This is a genomic window from Brevundimonas sp., from assembly GCF_035626535.1.
Classification (GTDB): domain Bacteria; phylum Pseudomonadota; class Alphaproteobacteria; order Caulobacterales; family Caulobacteraceae; genus Brevundimonas.
The window spans coordinates 21,547-41,820 of the sequence record NZ_DASPNO010000029.1 but is presented as its reverse complement, the minus strand read 5'-3'; the positions used below and the strand labels follow the sequence as shown (position 1 = coordinate 41,820).

At 69.8% G+C, this 20,274-nt stretch carries 21 protein-coding genes and 1 pseudogene; 7 read left to right on the top strand and 15 right to left on the bottom strand.

From position 1 onward, the window contains the following. Nucleotides 1–18: 18 nt before the first annotated feature. Together VEC04_RS04130 and VEC04_RS04125 are read right to left on the bottom strand one after the other, a co-directional pair. Nucleotides 19–393, bottom strand: a complete 375-nt coding sequence (locus VEC04_RS04130; RefSeq protein WP_324774119.1) for an ammonium transporter — start codon at nt 391–393, stop codon at nt 19–21. Beyond that, a complete protein-coding gene (locus tag VEC04_RS04125; protein ID WP_324774117.1) occupies nt 390–737 on the bottom strand; it encodes an autorepressor SdpR family transcription factor in 348 nt (115 codons plus the stop codon). The genes VEC04_RS04130 and VEC04_RS04125 overlap by 4 nt, the downstream gene beginning before the upstream one ends. A 123-nt stretch (nt 738–860) precedes the next feature. Between VEC04_RS04125 and VEC04_RS04120 the strand changes: the two genes are divergently transcribed. Then, a complete protein-coding gene (locus VEC04_RS04120) occupies nt 861–1,472 on the top strand; it encodes an EipA family protein (RefSeq protein ID WP_324774115.1) in 612 nt (203 codons plus the stop codon). A gap of 166 nt (nt 1,473–1,638) precedes the next feature. Here VEC04_RS04120 and VEC04_RS04115 read toward each other — a convergent pair whose 3' ends face one another. The 5 genes from VEC04_RS04115 to thpR form a co-directional block, all read right to left on the bottom strand. After that, complete coding sequence (locus tag VEC04_RS04115; protein ID WP_324774113.1) at nt 1,639–2,004, bottom strand: bleomycin resistance protein; 366 nt, start codon at nt 2,002–2,004, stop codon at nt 1,639–1,641. Nucleotides 2,005–2,194: 190 nt separating this feature from the next. After that, a complete protein-coding gene (locus tag VEC04_RS04110; protein ID WP_324774111.1) occupies nt 2,195–3,085 on the bottom strand; it encodes an NAD-dependent epimerase/dehydratase family protein in 891 nt (296 codons plus the stop codon). A 10-nt stretch (nt 3,086–3,095) separates the two neighbouring features. Then, nucleotides 3,096–4,325, bottom strand: coding sequence for an NAD-dependent epimerase/dehydratase family protein (locus VEC04_RS04105; protein WP_324774109.1), 1,230 nt, complete (start codon nt 4,323–4,325; stop codon nt 3,096–3,098). A 92-nt stretch (nt 4,326–4,417) separates the two neighbouring features. Continuing rightward, nucleotides 4,418–4,963 (bottom strand): GNAT family N-acetyltransferase, encoded by a 546-nt coding sequence (locus VEC04_RS04100; protein ID WP_324774107.1) that lies wholly within the window; start codon nt 4,961–4,963, stop codon nt 4,418–4,420. After that, nucleotides 4,960–5,499: an RNA 2',3'-cyclic phosphodiesterase gene (gene thpR / locus VEC04_RS04095; RefSeq protein WP_324774105.1), complete on the bottom strand. Its 540-nt coding sequence runs from the start codon at nt 5,497–5,499 to the stop codon at nt 4,960–4,962. The genes VEC04_RS04100 and thpR overlap by 4 nt, the downstream gene beginning before the upstream one ends. 126 nt (nt 5,500–5,625) lie before the next feature. Between thpR and VEC04_RS04090 the strand changes: the two genes are divergently transcribed. Continuing rightward, nucleotides 5,626–6,372 carry a Bax inhibitor-1/YccA family protein gene (locus tag VEC04_RS04090; protein WP_324774103.1) on the top strand — a complete coding sequence of 249 codons (747 nt, stop codon included), beginning with the start codon at nt 5,626–5,628 and terminating at the stop codon, nt 6,370–6,372. Between the two features lie 50 nt (nt 6,373–6,422). On the opposite strand, the gene VEC04_RS04085 is transcribed toward VEC04_RS04090, so the two are convergent. The 6 genes from VEC04_RS04085 to VEC04_RS04060 all read right to left on the bottom strand — a co-directional run bounded on the left by VEC04_RS04085 (nt 6,423) and on the right by VEC04_RS04060 (nt 15,558). Then, on the bottom strand, nt 6,423–6,755 hold the full coding sequence (locus tag VEC04_RS04085; RefSeq protein ID WP_324774101.1) for a DUF2794 domain-containing protein: 333 nt from the start codon (nt 6,753–6,755) through the stop codon (nt 6,423–6,425). A 359-nt stretch (nt 6,756–7,114) separates the two neighbouring features. Continuing rightward, nucleotides 7,115–8,422, bottom strand: coding sequence for a trypsin-like peptidase domain-containing protein (locus VEC04_RS04080; protein WP_324774099.1), 1,308 nt, complete (start codon nt 8,420–8,422; stop codon nt 7,115–7,117). 27 nt (nt 8,423–8,449) lie between these two features. Then, nucleotides 8,450–9,883 (bottom strand): sensor histidine kinase, encoded by a 1,434-nt coding sequence (locus VEC04_RS04075; protein WP_324774097.1) that lies wholly within the window; start codon nt 9,881–9,883, stop codon nt 8,450–8,452. Between the two features lie 7 nt (nt 9,884–9,890). Further along, a complete protein-coding gene (locus VEC04_RS04070) occupies nt 9,891–10,694 on the bottom strand; it encodes a response regulator transcription factor (RefSeq protein WP_324774095.1) in 804 nt (267 codons plus the stop codon). Between the two features lie 142 nt (nt 10,695–10,836). Next, nucleotides 10,837–14,160, bottom strand: a complete 3,324-nt coding sequence (locus VEC04_RS04065) for an amidohydrolase family protein (protein ID WP_324774093.1) — start codon at nt 14,158–14,160, stop codon at nt 10,837–10,839. Between the two features lie 111 nt (nt 14,161–14,271). Beyond that, nucleotides 14,272–15,558 carry a cyclopropane-fatty-acyl-phospholipid synthase family protein gene (locus VEC04_RS04060; RefSeq protein WP_324774091.1) on the bottom strand — a complete coding sequence of 429 codons (1,287 nt, stop codon included), beginning with the start codon at nt 15,556–15,558 and terminating at the stop codon, nt 14,272–14,274. 160 nt (nt 15,559–15,718) lie between these two features. Between VEC04_RS04060 and VEC04_RS04055 the strand changes: the two genes are divergently transcribed. After that, entirely contained in the window at nt 15,719–16,114 is a 396-nt protein-coding gene (locus tag VEC04_RS04055) for a hypothetical protein (RefSeq protein ID WP_324774089.1), read from the top strand. Between the two features lie 18 nt (nt 16,115–16,132). Here VEC04_RS04055 and VEC04_RS04050 read toward each other — a convergent pair whose 3' ends face one another. Next, a complete protein-coding gene (locus VEC04_RS04050) occupies nt 16,133–18,136 on the bottom strand; it encodes a protein-L-isoaspartate(D-aspartate) O-methyltransferase (protein ID WP_324774087.1) in 2,004 nt (667 codons plus the stop codon). Nucleotides 18,137–18,151: 15 nt separating this feature from the next. Beyond that, on the bottom strand, nt 18,152–18,466 hold the full coding sequence (locus VEC04_RS04045; protein ID WP_324774085.1) for a hypothetical protein: 315 nt from the start codon (nt 18,464–18,466) through the stop codon (nt 18,152–18,154). 165 nt (nt 18,467–18,631) lie between these two features. Here VEC04_RS04045 and VEC04_RS04040 point away from each other — a divergent pair, with 165 nt between their 5' ends. The 4 genes and pseudogenes from VEC04_RS04040 to VEC04_RS04025 all read left to right on the top strand — a co-directional run. Then, nucleotides 18,632–19,069 carry a CBS domain-containing protein gene (locus VEC04_RS04040; protein WP_324774083.1) on the top strand — a complete coding sequence of 146 codons (438 nt, stop codon included), beginning with the start codon at nt 18,632–18,634 and terminating at the stop codon, nt 19,067–19,069. 22 nt (nt 19,070–19,091) lie between these two features. Next, nucleotides 19,092–19,577 (top strand): DUF2267 domain-containing protein, encoded by a 486-nt coding sequence (locus VEC04_RS04035; protein ID WP_324774081.1) that lies wholly within the window; start codon nt 19,092–19,094, stop codon nt 19,575–19,577. Beyond that, on the top strand, nt 19,561–19,962 hold the full coding sequence (locus VEC04_RS04030; RefSeq protein ID WP_324774079.1) for a PRC-barrel domain-containing protein: 402 nt from the start codon (nt 19,561–19,563) through the stop codon (nt 19,960–19,962). Before VEC04_RS04035 ends, VEC04_RS04030 begins: the two co-directional genes overlap by 17 nt. 126 nt (nt 19,963–20,088) lie before the next feature. Further along, nucleotides 20,089–20,238, top strand: a pseudogene (locus VEC04_RS04025) (aldehyde dehydrogenase family protein); the annotation flags it as partial. Nucleotides 20,239–20,274 lie beyond the last annotated feature (36 nt).

Sequence of the window (20,274 nt, the reverse complement as noted above, 5' to 3'; positions counted from 1 at the left end):
GCAGCGCCACGGGTCAGATCAGACGGCCTTCGCCTTGTCGCGCACCGACAGGCAGTAACCGACCGTCACGGCGATCCCCAGGATGATGGCGCCGCAGCCGCCGATCAGCGCGACGTCGAACGGGGCGAAGGCCCACAGTCCGGCGTAGACAAGACCGCTCAACGCCAGCGACCAGCCGCCGACCCGTGTGACCTGCCGGGCCCGCTCGCTCGGCACGAAACGCTTCGGCATCTGGTTTCCGTACCAGGCGACCATCAGCCCGGTTGCGCCGAGGACGAGCCGGGTCGCCATTTCGGTGTCGATATAGCCCTGCTGGCGCGCCAAGGTGGCGGCAAGGGCGAGAGCGATGATGCCGCCGGCCCAGGCCAGGCTTCCAACCACTTCCCTGTTCATGATGCAGTCTCCTTTTTAGGCTCCGGAGCGTCCGCGCCGGAGCCGAATGATTGGACGAAGCCAAGCAGCGCCTCTTCGAGCACCGAAAGCTTCAGGTGATAGATGACGGACTTCCCGGCCTTCTCGGCGTGGACGAGGTCCGCCTCCTTCAGCACCGCGAAATGGGCTGACATGGTCGGCTTGGAGACATCGAACTGCGCGCTGAGTTCGCCCGCGCTCATCGGTCCGTTCTGCAACAGCTGCAGCACGCGCCGGCGGGTCGGATCGGAAAGGGCCCTGAAAACCTGACTCATGATGCGATGATTAGCTAATCGTCTAAACGAGTCAAGCGGGATATCCTGCATCTGTCCCGGCAGGCGGCAAGGTTCCGTTAACCTTGGGGCCGCAAGGCTGCCGCAAAAGCCGGTGACGGTGCCTCAGGTCCGCGCGAGTCGGGCCCAGCCCGTCCCGTCTTCGGAGCCAGAGCCATGCATCGCCGCCAGCTGATCCTTTCCGGTCTCGCCGCCACCGCCGGCGCCTCGGGCCTGTCGGCCTGCGCCACCGCCCCCGCGGCTGATCCCAACTACCCGATCCGCTCGGACCAGGAGGCGCCGGCCTACACCGCCGACGAGCTGATCGCCGCCGGCTCGCGCGAGCTGGGCATCGCCGCCGAGGCCATCGGGGCGGCCATCGAGCGCATCTTCGCCGACCAGGGCGACCGCCCGACCGCCTATATCGCGGGCGAGGAGGGGGCGGGCGCGGCCGGCGTCGGCCTGCGCTACGGCCGCGGCGCCCTGCACATGAAGGACCTGTCGGCCTCGCAGGAGGTGTTCTGGCAAGGCATCTCGATCGGCTGGGATGTCGGCGGCAACGCCAGCCGGGTCTTCACCCTGGTCTACGGCCTGTATCACCCCGACATGATCTACCGCCGCTACCCCGGCGTGGAAGGCTCGGCCTATCTGGTCGGGGGCGTGGGCGTGAACTATCAGGCGGCCGACGGTATCGTCCTGGCCCCGATCCGCACCGGTGTCGGCCTCCGTCTCGGCGCCAACGTCGGCACCATGGCCTACAGCCGCCAGCGCAACCTGCTGCCGTTCTAGGGCTCGCTATTCTCCCGCCCGTCACCCTCGGGCTTGACCCGAGGGCCAGACGGTCCGGTGCTCCGTCGAGGAAAGCACGGTCGCGGTCTGCGGGCCGCCCGGAGCGCACAGCCCGCCCCCACGTCTGATCCTCGGGTCAAGCCCGAGGATGACGGGCGGGGGAGGATCAGGAGGGGTTCTGCACGAGGCGCAGCAGCGTCCCGTCCGGGTCGACCAGATACCCGATGCGCAGGCCCGAGTGCTCCAGCACAGGCGCGCGAACGCGCGGGAAGCCGCCTGAGCGCTCCGGCACGCCGGCCGCCGTGCAGACGGCTGAGAAGGCGTCGGCGTCGTCGAGCCTCAGGCAGCAGCTGAACCAGCTCGTCGCCGGGTCGAGGTCCGGATACGGGAAGAACTCCAGCGTCAGCCCGCCGCGCTTCAGGATCATCCAGCCGCCGTCCTTCCACGTCGGCTCGAAGCCGAGTGCGGCGTAGAAGCGGGCGGTCGCGTCGAGGTCTCGCGAGGGCAGGTTGGGCGTGGCGTGGTCGGTCATGGGCGGGCCTCCGGCTGAAATCTGGCACGCGAGCGCCCGCCGCGGAACGGCCTGGGCCGGACTGTTTCCGGACAAGACACCGCCCACTGTCCTGCATCCTGACGCCAATTCACGATGTATGGGATGTGCCGCGTGTCGCGTTTGCACCGGTCGCGGATGTCTTGCCCGAAATGTATCGGGTGATGGTCGACTATGAACCGGGGCCGCCGATCAGCGCTTCCAGCCCTTCGCGCCAGCTTGGATACCTCGGCCGCCAGGCCAGTTCGGCCTTGGCGCGGGCGTTCGAGAGCCGTTTGGAGTCGAGATAGAAGCGCCGCATGGCGTCGGACACCGACGGGTCGTCGAGATCGACCTCGGGCGGGCGGGGCAGGCCCAGCCGGTTCGCCGCCCACTCCATGACCACGTCGGCCGCGGCGGGTTCGTCGTCGCACAGGGTATAGGCCGCGCCGGGCCGGGGCCTCGCCATCGAGGCGAACAGGCCGGCGACCGCGTCGTCAACGTGGACGCGGTTGAACACCTGCCCCGGCTTGCGGACGAGACGGGCGGAGCCGTCGCGCAGCCGGTCGACCGGCGAGCGGCCGGGGCCGTAGAGGGCGGGCAGGCGAAAGATCTGCACCGTCAGTCCCATGCCACGCCCCGCGTCCAGCCAGTCGCGTTCGGCCCGCACCCGGCGCGCGCCTTCCAGCGAGGCGGCGTTGAGCGGATCGTCCTCGAAGGCCCAGCCGCCGGCCCGGTCGCCGTAGACCGCGGTCGAGGAGACGTAGCCGATCCAGTCCGGAAAGGCCCCGGTGCGCGTCAGGGCCGGGACCAGCCGCTTCAGGCCGGGGCAGCCGTCGCTCTCCGGCGGGGCGGTGACGAGGATGGCGCCCGCCTCGCGAACGGCGCGGTCGAGGGCGTCGGCGTCGCCCGGATCCATGGTGACAACGCCCGTCGACGCCAGCGCCTTGCGCCGCTCGGGATCGCGATTGGTCAGGACGGCGCGGCCGCCGCGCCGGACGGCTTCCCGCCCCGCCGCCTGTCCCAGCCAGCCGCCGCCGAAGACCAGAAGATCGAGGGCAGGGGGCGCGCCGCCGGAACCCATGCCGCTGCGGTCAGGCCGAGCGGGCGTGGACGGGCGCCGGCGCGACCACCACGGGATCGGCCTTCAGCGCCTTCGCCCGCTTGACGTTCCAGCTGGACACGCAAGGCACCTTGCTGAGGTCGGCGCGATGGGCGTAGCGGCGGGCGATTTCGGTCACGTCCTGCATCAGGCCCTCTGCGAGGGTGATCGGCTTCAGCCCCAGCTCGCGGAACTGGTCGTTGGCGACGACCAGTTCGTTCTCGTCGGCTTCCTGGCGCGGGTTGGGCACGTTATGGACCTCGGCCCCGGTCATGCTCGCGATCATGGCGGCGAGGTCGCGCACCCGGCGGCTCTCGGTCATCTGGTTGAGGATCTTGACCCGTTCCCCGGCCTTGGGCGGGTTCTTCAGCGCCAGCTCGACGCAGCGAACCGTGTCCTGGATGTGGATGAAGGCCCGGGTCTGGCCGCCGGTGCCGTGCACCGTCAGCGGATAGCCGACCGCCGCCTGCATCAGGAAGCGGTTCAGCACCGTGCCGTAGTCGCCGTCGTAATCGAACCGGTTGATCAGCCGCTCGTCCAGACGCGTTTCCTCGGTCTGGGCGCCCCAGACGATGCCCTGGTGCAGGTCGGTGATCCGGACGCCGTCGTTCTTGGCGTAGAACTGGAACAGCAGGGCGTCCTGGGTCTTGGTCATGTGATAGATCGAGCCCGGGTTGGGCGGGAACAGGATCTCCTGCTCGGCCGGGCCGAAGTCGGTGTCGACGGTGACCTTCAGATAGCCCTCCGGGATGCGCAGGCCGGCGGTCGTGTAGCCATAGACCCCCATGGTCCCCAGGTGCGCCAGATGCACGTCCAGCCCGCTCTCGACGATCGCGGCCAGCAGATGGTTGGTGGCGTTCAGATTGTTGTCGACCGTGTACAGCTTGTGCCGCGCCGATTTCATCGAATAGGGCGCGGCGCGCTGCTCGGCGAAGTGGACGACGCTGTCGGGCTTCCAGTCGCGGATCAGGGCGACGAGCCGGTCGAACTCCTTGCCGACCGTCATGTTGACGAAGCCGATCTCGCGCCCGCTGATCTCCTTCCACACGGCGATGCGCTCGCCCATGGTCCGGATCGGGGTCAGCGACTGGACCTCGAGCTCATTGTCGATGTTGCGCCGGCTCAGATTGTCGACGACCAGGACGTCCCAGCCTCTCGCCGACAGGTGCAGCGCCGTCGGCCAGCCGCAGAATCCGTCGCCGCCCAGAACCAGAACCCGCATCCGTCCACCCTTCATCATTGACACCCCTGCCTAGCCGATGGCGGCGACGGGTCAAAGCTTGAGCGTGGAACGCGCGAACCCGCCGATGGGGTTCAGGCGGATGCGCGGGAACGGGCGCGCCACTCGTCGCGGCTCTGGCCCCAGAGGTCGACGCGCACGGCGTCGAACGGCGGCGGCAGCTTGGTGGGGCCCAGGTTGCGCGAACCGAGCCGCTCCGCCAGCCGCTGCGACGGCGTATTGTCCGGGTCGATGCAGTGGATGACCCCGGTCCAGCCGAGCGTGTCGAAGGCGTAGTCGATCGCCGCCGTCGCGGCCTCGAGGCCATAGCCCCGCCCTTGGGCGTCAGCATGCAGGCCCCAGCCGACCTCCGTTCCCGGCCAGCCGAGCGGCGTCCACGGTCCGATCCGCCCCAGCCAGCGGCCGGTCTCGCGCTCGATCAGCGAGAACATGCCGACGCCGGTCAGGCTCCAGGCCCCCGCCATGGTCATGAAGCCCCGCCATGCGGTTTCAGCCGGCATCGGGCCACCGATGAATTTCGAGGCCTCGGGATCGGCCATCATCTCCGCCCAGCGCGGAAAGTCTTCCATCGCCGGCGGGCGCAGGGTCAGGCGGGCGGTTTCGATCACCGGTCCGATCAAAGCCAGTACTCCTGTTCGAGTTGATAGTGACTGCCGTCGTGGGTCAGCACGCTGGACCACAGGCCGAAGCGATCGACCCGGACCGGCGGCGAATGCAGCAGGTTGTGCCCTGCGATCCAGGCGCCGATCCGGTCGGGATTGGTCTGCGGCTTCAGATAGGCCAGCGTCACATGCGGGCGGTAGTCGCGCCGTTCCATGGCGATCCCCGCCCGTTCCCCGGCGGCGCGGCAGCGGCCCGCCAGCACCGACAGCCGTTCGTTCGGCGCGACGCCCGCCCACAGCGTGTGACTGCGATGGGCGTCGCCGAAGGCGCCGACCCCCTGCAGGGTGATCTCGAACGGCCCGCCCGCGGCTGCCCGGCCGAGTTCGGCGGCGAGATCGTCGGCCCGGCGTTCCTCGATGTCGCCATAGAAGGCGAGGGTCAGATGCAGCTGTTCGCGCGTGCGCCATTTGGCGCCGGGCAGGCCGGATTGCCGCCGCTCGAGCGTGTCCGCCACGTCCTCGGGCAGCGACAGGGCGGTGAAGAGCCGGATCATGCGACCGTTCGTAGCGGTTGAAACCCGGCCGCCCAAGTCCGGTTTTCCTTGCGTCGGCGGGAAGCCGCCCCGATATTTGACCGGACAACCGGGATCATCCCGGCGAACAAGGAGATCGAACTCGCGATGAGCGACTTCAACAACGGCTACGCCCGGCCCGTGCCGCAGTCCGCGGACATGTCCGTCGACGCGGGCCTGCGGGCCTTCATGCTGGGCGTTTACAACAAGCTGGCCATCGGCCTCGTCGTCGCCGGAGTGCTGGCCTATGTCACGGGCAATGTGCCGGCGGTCACCAGCCTGCTGTGGGTGCAGACCCCCACCGGCTTCGGCATCACGATGCTGGGCATGATCGTCCAGTTCCTGCCGCTGGTGCTGCTGTTCGGCTCGATGTTCTTCATGAAGAACCCAACGGCCAGCGGTGTGAACCTGCTCTATTGGGCAGTGGTTGCGTCCATCGGGGCGTCCCTGGGCTTCGTGTTCCTGCGCTACACGGGCTCCAGTGTGGCCTCGACCTTCTTCGTGACGGCGGCCGCCTTCGGTGCGCTGAGCCTGTTCGGCTACACGACCAAGAAGAACCTGACAGGTTGGGGAAGCTTCCTGATCATGGGCGTGATCGGCCTGGTCATCGCCTCGATCGTGAATATGTTCCTCGGCAGCGGCACCCTTATGCTGATCATTAGCGCCCTCGGGGTGCTGATCTTCTCGGGCTTGATCGCCTACGACACCCAGCGGCTTAAGATGACCTACTACGCGCTGGGCGGAAACCAGGCGGCGCTGGGCGTCGCCACCGGCTTCGGCGCGCTGAGCCTGTTCATCAACTTCGTGAACCTGTTCCAGTTCTTGCTGATGTTCATGGGCGGCAACCGCGAATAGGTACGTTCATAGGACGTAGAAGGAGGGCCCGGAGCGATCCGGGCCCTTTTCTATTCGACGACGCTGAAGCGCCGGCTGTCGAAGACGCGCAGCACCTGCGGCAAGTCCCGGCCGCGGCGCAGCACCAGGCCGCCCTCGCCGATGACTGCCCATTGTCCCTGTCTGAGGCGCAGCGACGGGCGCTTCTCGATCCGGTAGGCCGGGGCGTCGCCCGAGCGACGGAAGACTGCGAACTCGGCCAGGTCGGCATGGCCTGCCATCGCGTAGTCCCGCCATTCGCCGGCCGCCACCATCCGCCCGTAGACCCTCAGGATCAGCTCCAGCTCACGCCGGTCGAAGAAGACCGGACCCGAGCCGGATTGCAAATCGGCGGCGTCGCTCATGAGTCGAAGGTTAGGCGGCCTGCCCGGAAACGCCAGCCCTAACGCCAGACCCTGTCGACCGTCGCCGCTCCAGCGACCCACGTGTCCCGAACGTCACTCGCTGAAGAAATCGCGCGGAACACGAAATAGCCGCCGTTCCGCCCATCGACCGCCCCCTTGGGGGGCGACACCGGACCCATCGGCTCGTCGGGGCCCGGAGCGATCCCGGATCCTGAACAGCCCCCCCAGCCCCCCCTGGATCACTCCATCAAGGGCTCCGGCGGGTCGATGCTTCCTCCAAGCGAGACGCCCGCTCCGCCACCCTCCCCCCTCCGGCCGAGCGGGCGTTTTGCTGTCCGGCCTGCGGCATCGGACAGGGCTCAGGGCAGGACCACCTCAACCGGCTCGCCGTCACGCAGGACTGAGAGGATGCGCTGGCCGTCTCCGTTCAGCGCCTCCGCGAGCCCGTTCAGATCCGTGACGGCGCTGTCGTCGACGAGGCGGATCAGGTCGCCGGCCTGCAGACCGGCGCCGGCGGCGACGGAGCCGCCCTCGACCGCGAACACCTGCAGACCGTCCGTCGCCATTCGTGCGCTCAGACCGCGCGCCATCACCACCTCGGACCCGATCACGACCGAGCGGGTCCCGGGGGCCTCGACCGTCAGCGTGGCGCGGCCTTCGCGGCCGCCGCGCAGGTAGACGACCTCGACCTGGGTTCCGGGCTGGGCGATGCCGATGGTGGCAGCCACGGTGCCGGCGTTCGAGACCGGCCGGTTCTGGATGCGGGTGACGATGTCGCCAGGCTGCAGGCCGGCCGCCTCGGCAGACGAGCCGGGGGCGACGCTCTCGATCACGGCGCCGCGTACGATGCCGAGGCCGAAGTCGCGTGAACGCTCGGCGTTGAGGGAGCCGAGGATGGCCCCGGTGGAGCCGCGCTTGACCTCTCCGACGGTGCGCAGCTGCTCGACCACATACATCAGGATCCGGCTGGGCACGGCGAAGGCAATGCCGTCGTTGCCGCCGCCGCCGCCCGACAGGATGGAGGTGTTGATGCCGATCAGCCGGCCCCGGCTGTCCAGTAGCGGTCCGCCCGAATTGCCTGAGTTCACCGCCGCGTCGGTCTGGATGTAGTCCTCGATCCGGTCGCCCATGCCCGAGCGTCCGAGGCCGGAGATCACGCCCATGGTCAGGGTCTGGTCGAGGCCGAGCGGATAGCCCACGGCGAAGGCGAGGTCGCCGGTGCGCAGCTGGTCGGAATCGACGACCTTGATCTCGGACAGGCCGGGCGCCTCGAACTTGAGCACGGCCAGGTCGGTGGCCTTGTCGGTGCCGATCAGGACGGCGTCGAAGATGCGGCCGTCGGTCAGGTCGACGGTGAATTTGCGTCCGCCCTCGACCACGTGGTTGTTGGTGACGACGATGCCTTCGCGCGCGTCAATGATGGCGCCCGAACCGCTGGAGATGGGCCGCGGCCGGTTCTCGCCGGAGGCCGGGCCCTCGGACTGCCCCAGAGTCGTGACCTGCACCACCGCCGGCAGGGCCTCGTTCAGTCCGTTCGAGAAGGTGAAGACCCCGCGCGGGATGTCATAGGGCAGCGGCGAACAGGCGGACGCGGTCAGCAGCAGCGGCGCGGCCAGCGCCAGCGCGACGATGGAGGCTCCGCGTGTCCGGATATCTGTGCGCCGCATGCCGTGTTCCCGCTTTCGGGCAGGACCCTAGCGCGAGAAAAGCGCCGTGACGACAGCCCCCGGACAGGCGTCATCAACCGTCATGGACGCGCCGTGTCGTTTCAGTATCGCCCGCACAAAGGCCAGCCCCATGCCGTGGCTTTCCCGCGCCTCGCCGGCGCCGGCGGTCCCGGGGCGCTGACCCGGCGCGAAGCCCGGGCCCTGATCGGCCACGGCGAGCATTGGACGGCCCTCTCGCACCCCGGCCGTCAGGGTCACCACGCCGCCCTCCGGGGAGTATTTGACAGCGTTGTCGACCAGATTGGTCACCCCGCGCTGCAGCAGGGAGCGCACACCCAGCACAGCCGCCGGCTCGCCCTCGACCCGGATGGAGACGCCGCGCTCGTCGGCCAGCGGCTGGTAGAGTTCGGCGGCCTGGGCGGCCAGTTCGTCCAGCCGCACGCTCTCGAACACCCAGGCCTCCCCATCGCGCAGGGCCATGGCCTCATTCATCGAGCGGGAAATCTGGGCGAGGTCGGAGCCGGCCTCGTCGATCAATCGGCGCGCCTCGGGCGTGGCCGCTGTCTGGCGCAGCCGTTCGAGACGGACGGCGGCGCGGGCCAGAGGCGTGCGGAAGTCGTGGGCGAGCTGATCGGCCGAGTCGCGCAGCCAGCTGAGCAGCTCGTCGAGCCGGTCGAGGGTCTGGTTCACATGGCCGGTCAGTTCGGTCAGCTCGGGGGCGAGGGCGGTTTCCGGCGCCCGCAGGGAGAAGTCTCCGACGGCGGCCCTGTCCAGCGCCCGGCTGACGTCCGCCACCGCCGCCGTCAGCCGGCGGCGGGCGACCGCGGCGGCGGCGAGGCCGATGATCAGCAGCAGCAGGCCGGTGCCGATCACGGCGGCCACCGCCCAGCCCCACGCGTCGCCGGATCGGTCGACCACCCGGCCGACGGCGATGTCCAGGGCGCCGAACGACCGCCGGACCACCACCACCTCGACGGCCCGCGACGGGCACAGCACGCCCCGGCCCAGCCGCACCACATGGACGTCCTCGCCCAGACGTCCGGCCCGCTCGCCGCGCGCCGTCTCGAGGGCGGCGAGACCGGCCGGCTTGCCGACCGGGGCGCGGATGAAACGCACGCCGGCGCCGCCACGGCCGGTGCGGCAGGTCTCTTCAAGGGGGCGGGCGTCGCGGCCTGGACCGTCCTGGAAGGCGCTCAGAAAGGCGGACAGCCAGGCCGCGTCGGCCTCGGTTATCCGGTCTGCTGACAGGCTGGTCTCCGAGCCGAGCTTGGTCACGATGGCGCTGTAGTCGTCCAGCGCCGCCAGCGCCGCCTTCTCGCGCTGGTCCATGCGCACCGCCGCGCCGGTGATCAGCAGAGAGCCCGACAGGGCCAGCGCCGCCAGCACGCCCATGGCCGCGGCCAGCTGGGTCGACGTCCGCCGCGCAATCCACCCGATCAGGCCCGGGAAACGTCCGGCCATGTCGGGCTCAGCCCGCCGCCGCCGACAGGTCGCGGAAGATCAGGCTCTGGCTGCGCGCCGGGACGATCAGCGGATGCAGGTCCTCGCCCAGTTCCGGCGTCTGCTCCTTGAGCCGGCGGCGCAGGGCGCTGATGCGGGCGTCGATCACATTGACGAAATTGTCGGGCAGGAATTTCCACTCCACCCAGCAGCGGTCCCACAGCATGGTCTTGGTCACCGGCTGGCCCCGCGCCGCCATCAGCTCGCCGACGATGGCGAATTCGAGCGGCGACAGGTCGATCAGCCGGCTTCCGCCCGCTCCTGGCTCGAAATGCAGGGTTCGCGCGCCCGGCGACAGGCGAAACGGTCCGTTGACCAGCTCTGCGTTGGCCGGACGGGCCCGTCGCGCCGCCCGCCGCAGCTGGGCGGCAATGCGCGCCAGCAACTCCTCGTCGCCCACAGGCTTGGCCAGATAGTCGTCGGCCCCGCCCAGCAGCCCCTCGACCTTCTGTCGCTCGCCGCCGAGCGCGGTCAGCATCAGGGCCGGCGCGTCGGCGGAGGTCCCGCCGCCGGCGCGCAGCCGCTTGAGCATCTCCAGCCCGTCCATACCGGCGGTCAGACGGTCGAGGATCAGCACGTCGTAGGGGGCGCGGCCGGCCGCGGTCAGCGCCGCCTCGCCCGCCTCGAACCGGTCGACGGCCTCGAAGCCCGCGGCCGTGAGCCGCTCCGCTACATGGTCGGACAGGGCCGGATCGTCCTCGAGCAGCAGGGCGCGGCGGCCCGCGAAGACGTGGCTGAGCCGGGCGAAGGGATCGTCCCCGTGCGTCGTCATGTCCCCGTCCACGCTGTTCTCTCCGCCGCGAGCCGCACGATACGGCGTCGAGGCCGAATGACAACGCTCGACGCCGCTCCTGCTCTAGCCCGCGAGGAGGGGGAAGGGGGCTGACCGTTCCTGACGTCAGCCGCCCGCCGGCTCAGTCGTGGCCGTGCCCGTCACCCTCGCCCGCGGCGTCGCTCGCCCCCGCCGACCAGCCCTCGCCGCCGGCTTCCGCGAACCAGAACGGGGCCCGCGGGCGCTGGCGCGGCGCGATCTCGTTCATGCCCGCGTCGTACACGCGGCCGTTGGCGACCGTGTAGGCGATGGAGGTGGTGTTGCGGATGTTCTCCAGCGGGTTCTCGTTCAGCACCACCATGTCGGCCAGCTTGCCGACCTCCAGCGAGCCGATGTCCCCGTCCATGCCGAGGGCTTTCGCCCCGTTCAGCGTGCCGGCGCGGATCACGTCCAGCGGCGCCATGCCGCCCTGGGCCAGACTCCACAGCTCCCAGTGCGCCGCCAGACCCTCGCGCTGGCCGTGGGCGCCGATCTGGACGTTGACGCCCTCGGCGGCCAGACGCGTCGCCTCCCGGGCCACCGAGATGTGGTTCCACTCGTTGTCAGGCGCGGTGACCGGCCGGCGGGCCCGGGCGTCGAGGATGCGGCGTGGGACATACTGCGTCAGGATCGGATCGTTCCAGACCGGGCTCTCCTGGTACCAGTAATTCTCGCCGTAGCTGCCGCCATAGGCCACCACCAGGGTCGGGTTGTAGGCCGTGCCGGTCTGTCGCCACAGCTGGTGCACGTCGTCGTAGAGACGCGCCAGCGGGATCGAGTGCTCGATCGTGGTGTGGCCGTCGACGATCATCGACATGTTGTGCTGGAACAGCGAACCGCCCTCGGGGACGACCATCATGTTCAGCTGGCGGGCCGCCTCGATGACCTGCTGACGCTGGTCGCGGCGCGGCTGGTTGTAGCTCTTGACGCTCCACGCCCCGGCCGCTTGCATCCGGCGCAGGGTCGACAGGGCGTCGTCGAGGTCGTCGATCTGGGCCGTCGAGGCAGTGGTCGCTCCGTACAGTATGGTGCCGGTCGAGAAGATCCGCGGCGCCACGAGCCGTCCGGCGCGGGCCATCTCGCTGTGCGCGAAGATCTCGCTCGTATCGGCCGACGGGTTGTGGATGGTGGTCACCCCGAATGCCAGCGAGGCGTAGTCCACCCAGCTCTGCTCCGGGATGATCTCGTCCGAGCCCATCGCGCCGTGCCAGTGGGTGTCGACCAGACCGGGCATGATGGTCTTGCCGGTCATGTCGATGGTCGGGATGCCGGCGGGAATGGTCATGCTGGCGGCGGAGCCGATCGACTCGATGCGGTTGCCGTCGAGGACGATGATCCCGTTCTCGATGACCTCGGCGCCGTTCATGGTGATCAGCCGGGCCCCGACGAGGGCCATCCGGCCCTCCGGCTTGTCGGCCTCGACGCTGAAGCCGAGGTTGATGCCGTGCTCGTCCGGCTTGGGCAGTTCTTCCGGCGCCCCCTCGACGAAGGTGAAGGACCGGTTCAGGTCGCGGGTGAACAGCTCCGGTCCCTGCGACCAGTGCAGGCGGCGGGAATCGCCGGACCAGCTGAGCCACTCGCCGGAGTCGCGGGTGACGCGGGCCTGCGGCAGGGCCTTGCCGTCGGGGCTGAGGTTGACCGGACGGCCCGCGGCCACGAACGGCGCGACATAGGCGTTGAACCGCTCGGTCCAGCCGACCCAGTTCCCGTCCGGCGAGACGGCGAACTCGGCCGCCCATTCGGAGGTCAGGTGGGTGCGCTCGTCCGAGCCGTCGAGGTCGACCGAGATCAGGGTGCGCTTGTCGCCGTCGCGGCCGGTCAGGAACAGGCGGTCGTCGTCGGCGCCGAACTGGGGCTGTTCGCCCTCGTCGGTGATCAGGACCGGCTCGCCACCCGCCGCCGGGATGCGATAGACGCCCGGCTCCCGGCTCCACAGCGCCGTGGTCAGGAAGCCGTCGCTGACCTTACGGTAGACGATGGTCCGGCCGTCCGGCGCAAAGACCGGCTCGATGTAGTGGCCCGGTTGGCTGGTCACGACGCGGCCGGGGCCGCCCGAGGCCGGGACCACCCGCACCGAGCCCAGCTGCTGGTCGTCCCAGGTCGTGTAGACGATCGAGCGCCCGTCGCGCGACCAGCTGGGGTAGAGCTCGAAATGGTCGCTCTGGCGGGTCAGGCGGCGCGCCTCGCCGGTCGGCAGGTCGCGGATCCACAGATTACCGAGCGCCTCGAACACGACCTTCGAACCGTCCGGCGAGGGGCGGGCCCAGCGGACCATCTTCACGTCGAACCGGTCGGGCGCGACCTCGACCGGGAAGCGGACGGCGTCCTGCACCCGCCGGGTGTCCGCGACATGGAACGGAATGTTCGAGACCGTCCCGGTCGCGACCTCGACCTTCTGGATGCGGCCGTCGGCCCAGAACACGATCGACCGGTTGTCCGGCGTCCAGCTGATGGCCGGATAAACCCCGTGAATCGCCCAGGTTTCCTGCAGGTCGCGGTCGAGGCCCGAGAAGACGGGGGTCTCGCGGCCGGACTCGATGTCCATCACATAGAGCACCGACTGGTAGCGGACCCTCCGGATGAAGGCGATCGACTTGCCGTCTGGCGAGGGCGTCGGGCGGATCGAGCCACCCGGGCCGGTGATGTAGGGATCGATCTCGCCGGTTTCGCGATCAAGCCGGCGGATGATGTAGATCTGGCCGTTGACGTCCTTGGAGTATTCGAAGGTGTTCCCCGGCGTCGCGTCGTCGCTGAAATACAGGTAGCGGCCGTCCGGCGAGAAGGCTGGTTCGCCGGTGTCCTTCTGGGGCGTGCGCCGCTCGGTCATCTGCACGCCGCCGCCGCCGGTGCGGTGGTACATCCACAGTTCCCCCGCGCCGAGCGAACGCGCCGAGGTGAAATGCTTGCGGGCAACGATGAACTGGCCGTCCGGGGTCCACTCCGGCTGGTTCAGCAGGCGGAAGGACTCCTTCGAGATCTGGAGCGGACTGGAGCCGTCGGCCTCCATGATCCAGATGTTGTCGCCGCCGGCGCGGTCCGAGGTGAAAGCGATGTGGCGGCCGTCGGGCGACCATTTCGGCTGCATGTCCCAGGCAACGCCGCTGGCGATGGCGCGCGCCTCGCCGCCCGAGATCGGCATCACATAGATGTCGCCCAGCAGGTCGAAGGCGATGGTCTGGCCGTCCGGGCTGACGTCGACCGACATCCAGGTGCCGCGGGTCACGTCGATCGGGATATCGCGCGAGGGCCCGGGCGGAGCCTGCACGTCCCATTTGGCGTCTTCCGTCTCCGCTCCGTCGGCCGGAGGCGTCTCGATCGGAGCCTCGCCGGGCGGGGCGACCGGCGGCGGGGCCGGTTCGGCGACCTGCGCCGCTGCAGGAAAGGCGAGCGCCAGCATTGCGGCCGTAGCCAGGAGTTCCCGCTTCATGTCTCTCATCCCCGATATCCGGACGTCTTGCGCCGACCGCCGGCTGACGCGTCCTTGCCGAGCGCCCAATGAGCCTTGTCGGCGCGCGGAAGTCCAGATGCGCCAGGCGCGTCAGCCCGCCGCGTCCGCTTCCGCGTCGTGGATGTAGTCCCGGGTCAGAGGCACGGCGTCGACCCGCTTCGACAGCTGGATCTGGAACACCATGCAGCCGCGGTGGCGGAACGCCACCTCGCTGAGGCAGAGGTAGAACTCCCACATCCGGCAGAAGCGCTCGTCGTAGAGGGCGGCGATCTCGGCCCGGTTCGCCTCGAACCGCTCCCGCCAGGCCTTCAGCGTCTCGGCGTAGTGCAGGCGCAGGATCTCGATGTCCGTGACCCACAGCCCCGCCCGCTCGATGGCCGGGAGGATTTCCGACAGGGCCGGGGTGTAGCCGCCCGGGAAGATGTATTTTCCGATCCACGGCTGATTGCGGACCGAGACGTGCTTCTGGCCGATGGCGTGCAGCACCGCCACGCCGTCGTCCTTCAGCAGGCGCGCGACGGCGTCGAAATAGGCCTGATAGTTCGGCACGCCGACATGCTCGAACATCCCGACGGAGACGATCCGGTCGAACGTGCCCCCGACGTCGCGATAGTCCTGTTTCCGGAACTCGACCCGGTCGGCGAGTCCGCGGGTTTGGGCCCGCTCGCGGGCGATGGCGAGCTGTTCGTCGGACAGGGTGATCCCGGTGACCCGGGCGCCGGCGTCCTCCGCCAGCGTCAGGCCCAGGCCGCCCCAGCCGCAGCCGATGTCGAGCACGGTCTGGCCAGGCTCGAGCAGGAGCTTGGCGGCGAGATGGCGCTTCTTGGCGACCTGCGCCTCCTCAAGGCTCATCCCGGCGTGTTCGAAATAGGCGCAGGAATACTGCAGATCGGAATCGAGGAAGCGGCGGTAGAGGTCCAGCGACAGGTCGTAGTGATGCGCCACGTTGCGCCTTGCCTTGGCTCGGTCGTTGGCCTGTTCGATGCGCCGCCAAAGCCGTGCGAGACGGCCTCGTCGCAGGGGCGGCCGGAGAGACAGGTTGCGGGCGATGAGGTCGAGCAGGTTCCACAGCGACCCCTGCTCCAGGGTCACGTCCCCGTCCATCCAGGCCTCGCCGAATTTGAGGCCGGGATAGAGCGCCACGCGCCAGGCGGTGCGGTTGTCGCGCAGCCGGATCCGGACCGGCTCGCTCGTCCCGTCGCCGCCGTGCAGCGCCTCGCCCGAGGGAAGGACCACGGTCAGCGATCCGATGCGGATCAAGCGCTTCAGCAGGCGTCCGAACGCAAGGCGGGTAATGGCGTCGAGGGGATTGGACGGCCGCGACCGGACGCGGGGCTCGTCCGGACGATCGAAAGCGATGGAAGCCTGGGAGCTCATGCCGTCCTCCGCAGAGAGGTTAACGCACCGCATATGCCTAAGCCAAACACGGCCAGGGAGTTCCGGCGGGTTCAAGTCCGCGCGATCCGCGGAACAAAGGAGCGGATCGGCTATTCGCTGTCCGGCCGGATCATCTCGCGTTGCGTAGGAGACCCTTCCCATGATCGGCAAGACCGCCCGCCCTCTGGTCATCGCCCTCGTCGCCGTGCTGACCGCTCCCGCGGCCGCGCAGAGTCCGCCGGGTCCCTCGCCGAAATCCCCTGCGGCTCCGGCGCCGCCTCCCGGTCAGACCTTCCCGCCCGGGGCGGAGGTGCTGAGCGTGGAAGGTGAACCGCTGGGCGTCCTCGCCCAGGTCGAGATCCGGCCCGGCGGCGAACGGATTCTCCATATCCGCCGGCCCGACGGATCGATGACCACGGCGCCGGCGATCATGGCGTCGCGTGGCGAGCGCGCGGTCGTGCTGGAATGGACGCGCGAGGAATTCGAGTCCGCCGCCACAACCGCTTCGGCCTCGGCGACAGCCTCTCCGGTTTCCCCGACGCCGCCCGTCATCTGACCGGCCCGTCCGCCGCGGTCAGAGCCCGAACGGCCAGGTTTCATCCGCGCCCTCCCGCCGTGCGGTCGGCAGCGGCGTCACCGCGCTGGTCTCGTCGAACCAGACCCAGGCGTCGAACTGCCGGGGCAGGGAACAGCCCGAATAGTGGCTCCAGCGCTCGGTCTCCGGCCGGTAGATGACGCCGATGAACCGCTCCAGCTTCGGGTCGAGAAGCCGCTCGCGCAGCGGCGCGTGCACGCCCACGCGCAGGTCGAGCAGGAAGCGCTCCACGCCGCTGTCGTGCGCCAGCCGCTCATAGCTGTCGGGACGGGACGGGTTGATGCGCTTGACCTCCATCGGCTCGCCCCAGTCCGAGGCGCAGGCGACCGTGCCGCCATGGGTGCCGAAGCCGATCAGGGCGGCGTCCGCGCCGAACCGTTCGCGGCACAGCTGCCCGATGTTCAACTCCTCCCGGACCAGGCCCATCTCGGTCTTCGACGCGTCGCCGATGTGGGAGTTGTGCGCCCAGACCACGGCCCTCGCGTCCGGACCCCGCGCCTCGAGCACGGCGCAGAGCGTCTCGAACATGTGGGTGTCGCGGCGGTTCCAGCTTTCCGCCGCGCTATAGTAGACGGCCCGGTAGTAGGCCTCGGCGTTCTTGACGAGACGGGCGTTGGCGCTGGCGTCGAGGAAGCTGTCGCCGTCGTCGGCTTCGTACTCCAGCTGCTTTTCCAGCATGTCGGTGAGGGTCTTCACCACCGCCCGCTCGCAGCGCGAATAGCCGGCGGTCAGCGCCATCCGGCCATAGGCCTGGGGCTCGCTCGCCCAAGGGGTCAGGCAGCCGTAACGCTTCCGCGCCACCTTCCCCGCCTCCGGGTCGACCCGGTCGAGGTAGTCGAGAACGCCCTGGATCGAGGCCGACAGATTGTAGAGGTCCAGACCGTGGAAACTGGTCCGCGCCTCGGCCGGCCGATGCTCGTTCCAGCCGCGCAGCCATTCGATGAAGGTCTCCACCTCGGTGTTGCGCCACATCCACGTCGGGAAGCGCCGGAACGGCGGTTCGGCGTGCTTCGGGGCGGGCCGCTGTCGAACATAGCGGTCGAGGCTGGCGGCGTCGGGCCAGTCCGCTTCCACCGCGACGATGCTGAAGCCGTGCTGTTCGATCAGCCTGCGGGTGATCGCGGCCCGGGCGCGGTAGAATTCCGACGTGCCGTGGCTGGCTTCGCCCAGCAGCACCACCCGGGCGTCCGCGAACCGGTCGAACAGGGCGCCGAACGCGGGATCCTCGAGGGCCGGAAGAGGCTCGGCCGCGTCCCGGATCATCGACGCGACCGGCGCCTCTGCGGGCGCCCGCCGGAAGCTGCGTGGCTCCGGAGCCCGTCGCGCCGTGTCGACGTCGGGCCAGCCCTGCTCGCCGATCAGGGGCACGAAGCGGACCGCGCCGAGGTCGTCCTCGTCAAAACGACTGGCGCTGACGCGGGTGATCCTGACCAGCCGCTGGTCGTCCTGGGTGGGGCCGACCGGCATCACCAGCCGCCCGCCGAGATCGAGCTGGTCCTTCAGCGCCTGCGGAACCCCGGGGCCGCCGGCGGCGGCGAGTATGGCGTCGAACGGCCCGGCCTCGGGCCAGCCGCGGGTGCCGTCGCCGGTGCGCAGTTCGACATTGTCGTAGCCGAGGCGTTGCAGCCGCGAGCGGGCGAGGTCGGTCAGCGCCTCGTGCCGCTCGATGGCGAACACCCGGGCGGCGATCCGGCTCATCACGGCCGCCGCATAGCCCGATCCGGCGCCGATCTCGAGCACCCGGTCGCCCGGCCGGATCCCGGCCGCCTCGATCATCAGGCCGACGATATAGGGCTGGGATATGGTCTGGCCGGCCTCGATCGGCAGCGGCGCGTCGTCATAGGCGAACTCCTGCAGGCCTTCCGGCACGAAAGCCTCTCGCGGCACCTCGCGCATCGCGTCCAGCACCTGATCGTCGCGGACTCCGCGCCGGGCCACCTGGCGCTCGACCATCCGCTCGCGGGCCTGGGCCAGTTCCGGCATGGGCGTTTCCCTGCTCTACCGCCCGGACGTCGGCGGCGGCGGCGAGTCTTCGGGAGACGCCTCTCCCGGCGGCAGCGGGTCCGGCCGCATGTCGGGCGGGCCGAGGTCGGGCGGCGTGTCCTCGGGCGGGATCGGCGGCGGGGACTCCGGCGTGGGCGGCTCGGGCGGCGTAGCCTCGTCCGGCGGCTCCGGGGTCGCGTCCCCGGCCGTCCGTTCGGACAGGGCGGCGGCGTTCATGTCCGCGTCCATCGTCCGGTCTCCCGGACCCTGACAGGCCGCCAGCGGCGCGCCGGCCAGAAGCAGGGGGAGCACACCCGTTTTCGTTCGCATGATCGTCTCCTGCGCCCCGGGTTCACCTGTTCAACCGGCGGCCGGATCGGCGGTTCCTTCAAGGGTTCCCGCTGCCGCCGGGAATTTTTGCAGCGCCGCTTGAACCCTCGCCCGCCCCGCCGGTTGACCTTCGAGGGGCCACTTCGAGTAGCGAGGAAGACCGCCATGAACGTCAGCGCATGCATGACCGCCAACCCTCGGGTCTGCGCGCCGGGCGATACGATCCGTGACGTGGCCCGCGCGATGAAGGAGGTCGATTCCGGCTTCCTGCCCGTCGGCGAGAACGACCGCCTGGTGGGCATGGTCACCGACCGGGACCTGGCTGTCCGCGCCATAGCGGAGGGCATGGGCCCCGACACCCCCGTCCGCGAGGTGATGACGCGCGAGGTACAATACTGTTTCGAGGACAACGATCTGGACGATGTCGCGGCCCGGATGAGCGACCTGCAGGTCCGCCGCCTGCCGGTCCTGAACCGCGACAAACGGCTGGTCGGGGTGATCTCTCTGGGCGACATGAGTCACGCGGACGACGACGGCGGCATCCGGACCGCCGCGGCGCTGAGCCAGGTCACCGAGCCGAGCAGTCGCCACAATCAGCATTAGCAACCCGCCCGGGGAGGTGGAGATGAGCGCCAACGGCCTCGACGTCTTCGACAAGACCCTGCAGACGACCCACATCTGGCTGAACGAGATCACCGAGGTGATCGGCCCTGACCGCCAGCTGGCGTGGAAGGTCCTGTCGGTGGTGCTGCACAAGCTTCGCGACCGCCTGCCGGTCGACCTGGCCGCCCATCTGGGCGCGCAGCTGCCGCTGCTGGTCCGCGGGGTCTACTACGACCAATTCCAGCCGGCGAAACAGCCGACCCGTTGCCGGAATCTCGACGAGTTCGTCGAGGAGGTGCAGGAGTGGCTGGCGGACGTCCGGCCGGTCAACGCCGCGGACGCCGTGGACGCCGTGTTCGGGACGCTCAGCCGCCACGTGCCCGAAGGCCAGCTGACCATCGTCCGCCATGCCCTTCCGGAGACCATCCGGCTGCGTTGGGACCGGTTGTCCGACGGAGCGCCGCAACGGCCTGCGGAAGCCCCCGGCGCGGATGCCCGGGGCCGCTAGCATGGACGGCTCGATGAGCGTGGACTCGCCGCATCACCTGATCATGTCGAGCCGCGTCACCGGCGCGGCGGTGTTCAACCCGTCCGGCGAGCGTATCGGCCATGTCGACGACCTGTCGATCCACAAGGTCTCCGGCCAAGTCATCTACGCCGTGATGTCCTTCGGCGGCTTCCTCGGAGTCGCCGAGCGCTTCCATCCCGTTCCGTGGTCGATGCTGGAGTATGACGTCGAGCGGAACGGCTATGTGGTCCCGCTGGACAAGGCCGCGCTGGAAGCCGCGCCGTCGCTGGATCGCGCCCAGCTCGAGGCGCTCGGCGCGGGCGACTCGTGGCGGACCCGGCTGTTCGACTATTACGGGACCTACGGGGCGCTGCCCTACATCTGAGGCCAGGCGGAAGCGGAGCCGTCCATTCTGGGCCGGCGGCCGCTGTCTGATGCGGATGATCGGGGCCGGAGTCGCGTGGCGCGGACGGCCCTCCGCCGGGGACCCCCTCCAGCGGCGGGCGAAGGCGGGATGACCATGGTCAACCTGCCGACCGCGGGCGTCGACTATCGCATGCCGTTCGGCGGCTCGAAATCGTCCAGCTACGGCCCCCGCGAGCAGGGTTTCGCGGCGGTGGAGTTCTTCACACAGACCAAGACCTCCTGCTCGGCCGGCTGATTCAGCCGTGAACCCGGCGGCGAAACCGGCGTTGAA